Genomic DNA, 10,844 nt, shown 5'->3' with positions numbered 1-10,844 from the left:
TCGCGGCGACCGAATCTCCGGGACGGCGCGCGGAGACGACGTCGCCAACCCGGCTCTCCGGTTCCGCCGTCGCGAAGAGCCGCGAGACGACCCGGCGAACGTTCGCGTCCATCGGGAGGGTCGGACGCCCGAACGCGATGGCGGCGACGGCGCGCGACATGTACTCGCCCATGCCGGGGAGTGAGCGGAGTTCTTCCTCGTTGTCCGGCAGGCGGCTGCCGTGTCGCGCCACGACGAGCCGCGCCGCCCGGTGGAGATTGCGGGCGCGCGCGTAGTACCCGAGCCCGGACCAGGCGGCGAGGACGGCGTCGGGACGCGCGCGGGCGAGCGCCTCGACCGTCGGGAACCTCCGCAGGAATTCCGCGTAGCGAGGGAGCACGGTCTGGACCGTCGTCTGCTGGAGCATGACCTCGGACACCCAGATCGCGTAAGGATCATTCGTTCCCCGCCACGGGAGCTCGCGCTTCTCGCGGTCGAACCAGGCGAGGAGCTTCGAACGAAGACGATCGCCGCCGGACATCGGGCGGCGATCGTAGCAAAGCCCCTCGCGGGCCGGTGACCGACCGGGAGCCTTTAGCCGCCGCCCACTTGGACAACCTTCGGCGGAGACGTGCTCGAGCCGAACGACAGGTTCCCCAGGTACTCCGCTCGAACGCGATAATTTCCCGGGGCACCGAACGTCAGTGTGCAGGATCCCTCTCCCGACACGGACACGTCGGATCGGCAGCTGTGCCCGGCGCTATCGGAAACGACGACTTCCCCGGTCGGCGCGACGGGCGACTCGCGCAGCGGATCGACCTGGAACGTGAACTCGACCGGAACGCCGGGCGCGACGCGGACCGGGCCCTCGACGAGGAAGCGGATCTGCGTCAAGCGGAGGCGGACGAGAAGCGTCGCGGGACCGCTTCCGACGCCATCGCAGCCCTGATCGCAGGACACCGGAAGCGCGGCTGTCGTGTACGAGCCGGAGGTTCCGCTCGACACGCTCGCCGAGACCGTGCAAGTTCCCCCCGCCGGAAACGGAACGCCGCCTCCTTCCAGGAGGAGCTGATCGTCGCCCGCCGTACTTCCGAAGTCGAAGAATCCTCCGCACGTGGTCGAAGCGTCCGGGGTCTCGGCGATGAAGAGATTCGCCGGAAATGTCGGCGTGCCGATCGTGAGGTTCCAAATGAAGCCGGTCGTGTTCGGGTTCGTGACCGTGAGAGAAAGCGTTGAGGGCTGATAGGTCAGGACGCCCCCCGGGGAAAACGAGGCGGTCACTGTCGGATTCAAGCCGGGCTCGAAGACGTGCGCGGCGCCCTCGAGCGCATTACCGTCCACGTTTTCGAAGGGCGCGCCCAGCAGAATCGTGCTTCCCGATATCGATACGGATTGACCGAGGAGACTCTGCCGGGCGCTGTCGTCGACACGGAGGATCTTGGCCTGCTCACCGACGTCTCCCGACCACCCGGAAGGGGGTTTCTGGAAGATGAATGCGCCTCCATCGTTCCCCGAGAAAGCAAAGACTCTCAGGCCCGGGGTTCCGACGACGACGGTGCCGCCCGCAGTCGAGAGGGATTGACCGAAAAAGGCGTCCGGCCAGTTCAGCTTTCCCGCCGTCGGAACCAGCCGTGCGGTTTCGCTCAGGGTTCCTGCCCAGCCCGTCGATGGTCGCTCGAAGAGGTACGCGACGCGCGTATCCTCGTTGTCGGAATTCGTGTATTGTGCAAACGGGCTCGTGACGACCGCGGTCGTCCCGTCGATCGCGACGGCGTGCCCGAACTCGCCGCCCGGGAACGGTGACGTCGGAAGAAGGTCCGCGGATTCCTCGAGAATGTCGGACCAGCCGCTTGACGGTTTCACCCAGACGTAGGCTTCTCCGTCGCCGGCGTTTGCCGCGGGCGCCCCGGCAACGACCACGTCCCCTGATATCCCGACCGATGCTCCCGCAAACCCTCCGCCCGGCGGATAGAGGATCGCGGAAGGAGAAATCGCTCCGGACCAGCCCGCGTCGGGCATCGTGAACACGAATGCCAGACCGCCGTTGCCGAGACTGGTGTGCCCTCCGGCGACGATCGTGGTTCCGCTGATCGAAACCGAAATTCCGAAAGAGTCTGGTCCGGTCGAATCTGCGAGGGAGAAGTTTCCGAGCTGCGCGCTTTCGGAGAGAGTGCCTGCCCATCCGCCGCTCGGGCGGACGAAGACATAAGCTTTACCCTCCATCGCGAGGTCGCCGACCGTCGCGTCCGGCGCGCCGACGACGATCGTGTCGCCGGAGATTCCGACGGAATGGGCGAGGCCCTCGGCGAACGGACCATCGCTCGGGACCAGTTCGGCGGCCTGCACCCAGGAACCCCCGGAGTGAAGGAAGACCACGGCAAAGACGGATCCGCTGAACGTTCCGACGACCGCGACGTCGCCGTCGATCGCGACGGTCGGAGCGAACTCGTCGCCGGCCATGCCCCCCGCGCGAACGAGCCGGGCGGTCTCGATCCAGGGGCCGGCGCGAAGGGCACGTGCCGACAGGCCGGCCACGAGGGTCGCCAGGACAAGGAACCTGAGAACGATCGAGCGACGCATGTTCTCCTCCTGTGAATTCGTCAGCGGAGCATGACAAGCATTTCGATCGAGCCCGATCCGGACGTCAGCGGTTCCATCGCCTTGCCGATGACGGTGCCGGGGGCGGGAGATGGCGGAGCTTTCATGGCGCGGCCGGGCGTCGAGGATGAGACGAGGAGATCGCCGGCCGCGATCGCCCCGTTCTCCGCGGTGACGTTGACCGGGATCACTCCGGCGAGCGCGACCGGCACGGTCGGGCGCTGCTCGGACTCGCGGCGACCCGCGACGCCCGGCTTGGTCGAGTACACGCCGGCGACCGCCGCGTCGTTGGCGCGGTTCGACTTCTGCAGAATCCCTTCCGGGCCGATCGCGACGACGTCGCCGGGCTCGAGTCCCGCTGCGGCGGGCAGACGATCGGCGTAGTCCACGCCGCCCGCGTTGAACGTTCCATGCGCGTTGACGTTGCCCGCTCCGGTCACCACGAAGACGAGCGTGCCGCCGTTGGCGAATCCTCTGAAGATGTCGCCGCTCGTCGCGTTCGTGGCGACGATCGTGGCGTCGGAGCTGTTGTTCGTGGCGAAGAGGCCGATACCGGCGCCGTCGGCCCGTATCGCGGCGCCGCCGATTCCGCTGCCGCTGCTCTTGCCGTACACGCCAAGGCCGCCGAGGTAGCTGATCCCATAAACCCCGTAAGTAGTGCCTTGTCCCCATACTCCTACGCCATTTTCGCCGTTACCGAAGACGCCCGGCCCGTTGCCGGTGTTGATACCCGTAACGCCGGCATAGTCATTAGATCCACCGACACCTTCGACACCCGTGCCGGAGGGACTGCTGCCATAAACGCCCGCTCCCAGCGTGGCGCTGCTTGTCCCCCAAACACCGTAGCTGTTTCCGGAACCGTACACTCCGGCTTTGCCCGGTGTTCCGGCATCCCCCTCGATACCGTGGTTGTTCGCGCTCTGGGCGACGACTCCCTGGCCGCCGGTTCCGTAGAAATAGCCTCCTGACCCGCTGCCGGAGTTGTTTCCATAGACGCCCGCGCCGTTGCCCTGACCGCTGCCCTGAACTGCGCTGCCCGAACCGGTGTTCGTCACGTAGAAGCCGGGAGAGCTCGACGACGTCGTGCCCGAAAACGGCAGCGTCAACCCTCCGCCGCCTCCCGAGGCGGCGATCGTGAGCGTATTTCCGGAAGGTGTCAGGGTGACGTTCGAGCCGGCAGTGAGGGTGATGCCGTCATGGAGGCCGTTGACGCTCGTGACAACCTGGCCGGCGGCAATCTTGGGAGCCGTGATGGCGCCCCCGCCGAGTTGCGCATTGCCGACGCCGCCCGGCGCGATTCCCAGAGGAACGGAAACCGTGCCGCTCCCGGCGAGCGAGTTGTCGTGAGCAACGGCGGTCAGACCGGTTCCGGACCCGGATACTGCGTCGATCGTGATCGTGCTTCCATTGACATTGACCGTCGTGTTGGCGCCGTGGGCGATCGTGAGCGCCCCGGTCAGGCCGTTCAAGCTCGTGACGCCGGCGGTCCCGCCGCCCCCGCCGCCACCCAGCAGATCGTCGCGGAAGCTCATCTCGAATCCGGAGGAGTCCTGCGAGACGTTGGCGACCTGCGCGCCGGCCAGCAGTACCGACCCGGCTCCGGCCGTCACCGTCGCCGTGATCCGCGCGTTGGTCGTCGCGAGGTTGGCGGCAAGATCGTCGACATTCGGCTGGATCTGCTCGTAGGGCTGCAGGAGGTAGTCGTTGGACCCGAGGGGTTGCCCGTCGCCGTCGTAGAGCACGACGTGAACCGTGGTGGAGGCGCCTCCCGTCTCGACCAGCTCGAAGTTGTACCGGAAGTTCTCGGTTCCTCCCTGGTCGATCCCCTGGATCGAGGCCGACTGGCCGAGCGCGATCGAGAACCCCTTCGGCATCCCGGAGAAGAAGAGACCTTCCGTCTTGTCCAGATCGTCGCCCGGCTCCTGGTTGTAGATGCGTTCGGCCACGAGGATCTCTCCGTCGGAGGTGATGCGCGCCGCGCCGAGAGCATTGACGAGCCCGAGCTTGGTTTCGACGACGTTCTCGTAGACGCTCGTCTGGCCGGGTGCGAGCGTGTCGGTAAACGAGGCCGGTGAGGTGTTGGCCTGCCCCTCCTTGAGGAACTCGAACGTGAAGTGAACGGTCGATCCGGTCAGGTTCGTCGCCCAGATCGTCGTGTAGAACTGGGCGCCGAACTTGCCCGGAATCCGCCCCACCGCCGGCAGGAACGTCTCCTTCGACGCAAAACCGGCGAACGAAGGCTCGGCTCCTCCGAGCGCCCCTGCCGCGAGCAGGCACACCAATGCCCTGTAGATGGACTTCGTCCACTTACCCCGATCCGTCGTCATTTTGTCCTCCTGGGAAATTGATTCCCTGACTGACGGATTATAGATCTTTACCCGTTCGGGATCTCCCAGAGGTCCTTCACGTCGGGGTGGTCCCAGGCGATCCGGTACTCGTCCGGGTCGGCGAGGTCGAACGTCTTCGTCACGACGTACAGGAGCGAGCAGGGATTGGTGAGAGGCCGATATCCGTGCGCGACCCCTTCGGGAATCCGCACCACGACGTCGTTTCCGTCTCCGGCGACGATCACCTGCGTCTTCCGGAAAGTCGGCGAGGCCTTGCGGACGTCGTAGAGGACGATCTTGATCTTCGAAGGGGGAGGGCAGAACCAGATGTCTTCCTGGGCGAGGTGGTAATGGAGCCCCTTGATGTGGTCGTCCGCGTTCACGATCGAGAAATTGAGCTGCGCCGGAACGACCCCTTCCCAGAAACGCGCGAGGTCGCGGCCGTGGTCGCCGGACGCGCCGTTGCGGTAAACCTCCAGGAAGAAGCCCCGGTCGTCGACGATCCGGGTCAGGCGTTGGACGCGAACGCCCTCGATCGGCGTCTTCGGTCCGTAGCTCTTCGGGACGCCGACGTGCTCGTCGGCGATGTCGTTCTTGGATATCGGCATGCCGGCGATTCTACAGGACGGGTCCCGGTGCTACGATTCGCGCGGAGGCCCCCGATGAAGCTCCGTTTCGTCCCGCTGGTCCTCGCCCTTGCGGCCGCCGTGTCGGCGCAGACGGGCAACCCTCTTCCGAAGAACTTCCGGATGCTGATCGACGGGGGCGAAACCCCCGGAATCACGAGCTTCGCGATCGACTTCGAGCGCAACGCGTCGATCGCGTATTCGCCGCGCGTGATCGCGGCGCCCGCCGGCGCGCCTCGCCTGACGATCAACCTCACGCCGAAGGGGCTGAACGCGCTCCAGGGGTGGCTCAACGACGCCGGCGCGGGCGGAACGGTCGCGCCGAAGTCGGTCGAGATCCAGAGCATCGACAACGAGGGAACGCTCCTCATCGACTGGCGCGTCGACGGCGCGGTTCCCGTGGCGATCACCCAGCTCTCCTCGGGGACGGGAAACGATCCTCTCGTCGCCGTGATCCTGCAGTTCGACAAACTCACGCTGATCAAGGCGAAATCGGACTAGGCGCTGCCGCGAAGCGCGGCGAGGTCGCATCCGCGTCCGCGCTCTCCCGGAACGGGAGATCTCCCGCGGTCGGGCTTCGGGATTTCATCCTTCGCGCTCACGGGCGTGAGCGCTGCGGATTAGAACTGGGTGAGGTTGTGGATGGCGTTCACCAGCTCCATCGGCGGCTGCAGGAACGCGCATCCCATTCCCGGGACGCGCCCGCTTCCGGTGGGAATCGTGGGGAACGCGTCCACGACCTTCGCCTTCGAGCGGAAGGGGGAGCTTTCCCCGGGAAGAGAGATCGAAAGGTCGATCTCGCTACCCGGGGCAAGCGTGTTCGGCGTGGCGAGGTAGAGGCCGCGCTCGTTCACCACGACGACCGTCGCGAACGACGGCGGCTCCGCCTCTTCGATGCGAAAGTGCGCGGGGCAGAGAACGCGCACCCGGCGGGACGCTCTTTCCGACATTCGGTTCCCCTTCCTGCCGCGACTCGGCGCGGCGCAGTTCCGGCCGGTTCACCCCCGGCCGTTGTCCATCAGCGGCAGCAGCGTCGACTCGATCTTCCGGAAAAGCGCCGCGGTCGCCTCGACGTCCCGGCGGCAGTAGTGCGCGATCTCCGCGAGGCGGCCGTCCCGATAATACGGTCCGACGGAGTATCCGTCCATCCCCTGTTCCTTCGGGCTCGCGATCCCGAACGTCTTGCAGAAGAAGTCCAGGTTGAACTTCCTCGCCGCGGATCCCCCCGCGCCGAAGAACGTGAGCACCTCGAGGAGGTCGACGTGCGGGCGGACCGAGTAGCGATACCCCATCAGGTTCTTCGACGGCCGGAGGCCGTGGACGGCGCTCCGGAGCATCATCCACGGGCAGTCGAAGCCGCGTCCGTTGAAGGTGACGAAGCGGTCGAATCGCGTCATCGTCTTCCAGAACTCTTCCAGGAAGGCCTCCTCGGTGTCGCCGACGTAATCGAAGAGCCCGTCCTCCGACTTTTCCTCCCGTCGGCCGTCGGTTTTTTCGTACCAGACGCGGCCGCGGCCGGTTTCGACGTTCTGCATCGCGAGGACGACGATCTTTCCGGTCATGGGCCACAGCGACAGCCAGTCGGGGACGAGCCGCTGTTCCTCTTCACTCTTGGCGTTCTTCAGGAGGTAGGCGCGCTGGGCGTCGTCGAGGGAGCCCCAATCGACGCCCACGGTCTCGATGTCGAAAACGACCGTGTTCAACTCGCCGCATTATAAAATGCCCGGATGCGCTTTGGAGCGTTTTCCGGGACCCGATGAGCCGAGACCGCCACGGCCTGCGCCTGCGTACGCTGAAGTTCAACCTCGAGCTCACGAGCCGCTGCAACTTCCGGTGCGGAATGTGCCCGATGGACGACATCCAGCGACCCTACGAGGACGCTCCCTGGTGGATGGTCGAGAAGGTCGCCGCGGAGATGCGGGAGCTCGGCCTGAAGATGCGCTATCTCCACGAACTCGGCGAACCCCTCCTGTACAAGCGGCTCGCGGAGGCGATCGATCTCTTTCCCGGTGTCTGCGTCTCGACCAATGCCTCGCTCCTGACGCCGGAGAAGTCGAAGGAGATCCTCGACAGCTCGCTCTCGCGGATCATCCTTTCGCTCGACACGCTGCTGCCGCAGGTGTACGCGGTCTCCCGGAAAGGGGGGAAATTCGAGCAGGTCGCCGAGAACATCCGCGGGTTCCTGGAGCTCTCGAAGGGGAAGAAGATCCGGGTCGAGATCCAGCGGATGATGACGCCGCTCACGCAGCACGAGAGGAACCGCGATTTCGAGGAGTTCTTCTCGCTCGAGAAGTACCCGCAGGCCCGCGTCACCCAGAAGACCTGCGAAGGGCTCGACACGTCGGAAGTCACCGAGCTCCACCAGGCGTACTACGGCTGTTTCCAGGGGACGCCTTACCAGTGGTTCGTGATCCTGGCGAGCGGCGAGGTCTCCCATTGCTGCTACGACTACGACGCGACCCAGTCGCTCGGGAACGTCAAGACCCAGTCGATCCGGGAGATCGCGGCTTCCCCGATGCTGGCGGTGATCGAGGACGGGTTCAAGCGCCACGATTTTTCGAAGCTGCCGCGCTGCGCCGAATGCTTCAAGAACCCGGCCGCCGCCCCGCCGGTCACCGACCGCGTCTGGATGCTCGCCCAGAAGCTTCCGTCGTACGTCAAGGACCCGCTTCGCCGGTTCCTGAACTCCGCGAAGTAATTGCGGCCGAGTTGAAGCGACAGAGTCGCTTGACTCGGCCGGACCGCGCCGGCGACGTTCAGAAGCGGACGCCGATCCCCAGCTCGAACGTCCGCGGGGACTGATAGTCGGCCGAGCTCGTCGGCTTCCCGAAGTTCGGGCCGAGGCGGTAGTTCACCCCCGCCTTCGGCTTGTCGTTGAAAGGGTCGAATGGAGCCAGAGCCTTCGGATCGTTCCGTGCGGTGAGGACGGTCGTGTCGACGGCGACGACCCCGGCCTGGTTGAAGAGATTGAAAACCTGGGCGTGGACGAAGAGCTCGGCGCTCCGGTACGCCGGCAGCGACCAGTCGAGAGCGACATCGGTTTGCGTGATGTCGTCGGTGCGGTACTTCCCGGGTCGGGTGAAAAAGTACTGCACCGTGCCGGGGATCCCGGCGTTGCCGAGAGGGTCGGCGTAGCCCGGGTTGACCCGGTAGGGACGCGGATCGATCGATCCGACGGCCTCGTAGCCGAGGCCCGAGTCGAATTCTTCGAGCGCGCTGACGGAAAGGTTGCCTCGCCGCAGCGGCACCTGGTAGATCGCCCAGGCCCGGGCGCGATGGCGCTCGTCCGGAGAAAATGGGGAGATGCCCTCTCCGGTGATGTCGCCGTAGGGCGAATTCCACCGTGCCTGCTTGTACTCCGGGTATTCGTTCAGGGGCGCCCAGGTGGCGGAATTGCGGTTGTACTCGCCGATGAAGTTCCCCGTCAGATGAGACCAGGCGTACGTGGCGGCGGCGGACAGCCGCGCGCCGAAGCGGTACTGCGCCTGGAGCTGCAGGGCGGCGTAGCGGCGTTTGATCCGGTCGGAGTTCCCGATCTCCTCGACGTCGTAGACGTTGCCGAACGGGTCCGGCGGGGTCTGTCCCGTCGTCGTGTCGATGGTTCCGCTGTATTGATCCCGGTAGTCGCGGTAGAGCCCATCGACCCGGACGAAGCCGCTCGAGCCGAGCGCCGATTCGATCCCTGCGGAGATCTCGTTCGCGTACGGCGAGCGGAGCCCGCCGGGGGCGATCCGCGTCGAGTAGCCGGGCAGAGAGGCGCCCGCGGTCGGCATGCCCGCCGTCCCGCCGATCGAGTCGAACCACGCGAAAAGCTGCGCGAGCGCCTGGTCTTTCGAGAGGAGCGCGGAGGTCGGGGCGGACACGTCGCAGTTGATGCAGGGGCCGGCGTATTTCCACTCAAAATCCGCCGGGTTGCCGGCGGAGGAGGCCGCGTTGGCCAGTCTCGGATGGATCTTGGTGACGTACTTTCCGTAGCTCGCGTCGAAGAGGAGGCGGCCGTCTCCCCGCGGATCGAGGCGGACGTCGAAACGCGGGCTCAACGCGCCGGAATCGGAAACGAGCGCGCCGCTGCTGCTCCGGGCGTCGTTCTTGTCCCAGCGGAGCCCGAGGTTCGCGCTCCAGTGGCGGCCGAGCTGCACGCGGTCGTTGACGTAGACCGAGTCCGTGACGATGGGGGTCTCCCGGGCGGGCGAGACGATCGGATGCCACTCGATCGTCGTGCTTCCGTCGTTCTGGAACGACGGAAAGACCTGCGTTCCGCGGACGATCGAGCGCGTCTCGTCGACGACGAAACCGCTGCTGCTGACGTCGTTCTGTTCCAGGCTCGTCTCGGCGAAACGCTCGTAGCCGAATCGCAGGTCGTGCTCTCCGAGCGAACCGGCCGACACGAGTGTCGAGGCCTTGGCGAACCAGGTGTCGTTGTCGAAGCGGCTGGGCGACTGACCGGAGAATTGCGGCGCGCCGAAGCGCCGGAACCCGGTCGAGTCGAAGATGTGCGTTCCGCGAACCGGATCGGTGAAATCGGGGCCGCCCTGATCGATCTCGAAGCGCCGGCGGGAGTACTGGCCCTCCAGAAAGAGCGACCCGGAAACGACGCCGGTCGCGTTCAGCGCCAGGAGGGAATTCGGCAGGGTCCTCGGCATCAGCGATTCGGTCGACAGGATCGCCCGATTGAAGGCATAGTTGGTTTCATCCAGCCGGTTGTCGATGTAGGAAGCGACGAGACTCACCCCGGGCGCGGGCGCCGTCGTCAGCTTGCCCTCGAGCCGGCGTTCGTCGCGGCCGTAAGTGTACGGGATCGGGACGGGATCGGTGTTTCCTCTGAGCGCGAGGGGGCGCGTCTCCATCGACTGGCCGAGATCGGCGATGCGGGCGGCGGTGAACGCCCAGACGCGATCTTTCCAGACCGGGAACCCGAGCGTCGCTTCATAGGTCTCGTCCGGGTGGTCGACGCGGTTGTCCACCCCGAGGGACCGATCGTACGCGTCGTTCGCGGACCATGCGCTGTTCGTAAAGGTCGTGCGGAACGAGCCGGAAGGCCGGTTCCCGCCGGAGCGGGTGGCCACGTCCACGACGCCTCCCAGGAAGCGACCGTATTCCGCGGAGATCCGACCCGTCTGGACCGTCGTCTCCTGGATCGCGTCCTCGATGAAGAGGTCCTGAGGCTGCCCGCGCAGATTCTCGTTGACGACGACGCCGTCGACGAGAAAGAGGTTCTCGTAAGAGACGGCTCCCGAGATCATGACTGCCGGGTGCGGACTGGCGCTTCCGAGGCTCGAGGTGGGGCCGTTCTCGTTCACTCCCGGAGCGAGCA

General features: G+C 66.1%; 9 protein-coding genes. 2 read left to right on the top strand and 7 right to left on the bottom strand.

Annotation, left to right across the window (positions count from 1 at the left end):
- The 4 genes from VFS34_08580 to VFS34_08565 all read right to left on the bottom strand — a co-directional run.
- Nucleotides 1-520: A/G-specific adenine glycosylase (locus VFS34_08580; protein HET9794502.1), on the bottom strand; the 520-nt coding region annotated here is incomplete at its 3' end.
- Between the two features lie 53 nt (nt 521-573).
- Nucleotides 574-2,559, bottom strand: a complete 1,986-nt coding sequence (locus tag VFS34_08575) for an Ig-like domain repeat protein (GenBank protein ID HET9794501.1) — start codon at nt 2,557-2,559, stop codon at nt 574-576.
- 20 nt (nt 2,560-2,579) lie between these two features.
- Nucleotides 2,580-4,904 (bottom strand): hypothetical protein, encoded by a 2,325-nt coding sequence (locus tag VFS34_08570; protein ID HET9794500.1) that lies wholly within the window; start codon nt 4,902-4,904, stop codon nt 2,580-2,582.
- A 47-nt stretch (nt 4,905-4,951) separates the two neighbouring features.
- Nucleotides 4,952-5,512, bottom strand: a complete 561-nt coding sequence (locus VFS34_08565; GenBank protein HET9794499.1) for a dTDP-4-dehydrorhamnose 3,5-epimerase family protein — start codon at nt 5,510-5,512, stop codon at nt 4,952-4,954.
- A gap of 54 nt (nt 5,513-5,566) precedes the next feature.
- Between VFS34_08565 and VFS34_08560 the strand changes: the two genes are divergently transcribed.
- Complete coding sequence (locus tag VFS34_08560; GenBank protein HET9794498.1) at nt 5,567-6,031, top strand: hypothetical protein; 465 nt, start codon at nt 5,567-5,569, stop codon at nt 6,029-6,031.
- Nucleotides 6,032-6,150: 119 nt separating this feature from the next.
- Here the strand turns inward: VFS34_08560 and VFS34_08555 are convergent, their stop codons facing one another.
- Both VFS34_08555 and VFS34_08550 read right to left on the bottom strand, forming a co-directional pair.
- Complete coding sequence (locus VFS34_08555; protein ID HET9794497.1) at nt 6,151-6,480, bottom strand: PilZ domain-containing protein; 330 nt, start codon at nt 6,478-6,480, stop codon at nt 6,151-6,153.
- Nucleotides 6,481-6,528: 48 nt separating this feature from the next.
- Nucleotides 6,529-7,233 carry a ribonuclease H-like domain-containing protein gene (locus VFS34_08550; protein HET9794496.1) on the bottom strand — a complete coding sequence of 235 codons (705 nt, stop codon included), beginning with the start codon at nt 7,231-7,233 and terminating at the stop codon, nt 6,529-6,531.
- Between the two features lie 53 nt (nt 7,234-7,286).
- Between VFS34_08550 and VFS34_08545 the strand changes: the two genes are divergently transcribed.
- Nucleotides 7,287-8,228 (top strand): radical SAM protein, encoded by a 942-nt coding sequence (locus VFS34_08545; GenBank protein HET9794495.1) that lies wholly within the window; start codon nt 7,287-7,289, stop codon nt 8,226-8,228.
- Nucleotides 8,229-8,286: 58 nt separating this feature from the next.
- Here VFS34_08545 and VFS34_08540 read toward each other — a convergent pair.
- Nucleotides 8,287-10,844: hypothetical protein (locus VFS34_08540; GenBank protein HET9794494.1), on the bottom strand; the 2,558-nt coding region annotated here is incomplete at its 5' end.

The sequence above is a fragment of the Thermoanaerobaculia bacterium genome (assembly GCA_035717485.1).
Classification (GTDB): Bacteria; Acidobacteriota; Thermoanaerobaculia; order UBA5066; family DATFVB01; genus DATFVB01.
Note: the sequence above shows the minus strand (reverse complement) of the source record. Positions and strands in the feature narration are given on the sequence as shown.

Coding starts and splice junctions, on each gene's coding strand:
- VFS34_08575 (HET9794501.1), bottom strand. CDS start 2,559: ATGCGTCGCTCGATCGTTCTCAGGTTCCTTGTCCTGGCGACCCTCGTG.
- VFS34_08570 (HET9794500.1), bottom strand. CDS start 4,904: ATGACGACGGATCGGGGTAAGTGGACGAAGTCCATCTACAGGGCATTG.
- VFS34_08565 (HET9794499.1), bottom strand. CDS start 5,512: ATGCCGATATCCAAGAACGACATCGCCGACGAGCACGTCGGCGTCCCG.
- VFS34_08560 (HET9794498.1), top strand. CDS start 5,567: ATGAAGCTCCGTTTCGTCCCGCTGGTCCTCGCCCTTGCGGCCGCCGTG.
- VFS34_08555 (HET9794497.1), bottom strand. CDS start 6,480: ATGTCGGAAAGAGCGTCCCGCCGGGTGCGCGTTCTCTGCCCCGCGCAC.
- VFS34_08545 (HET9794495.1), top strand. CDS start 7,287: ATGAGCCGAGACCGCCACGGCCTGCGCCTGCGTACGCTGAAGTTCAAC.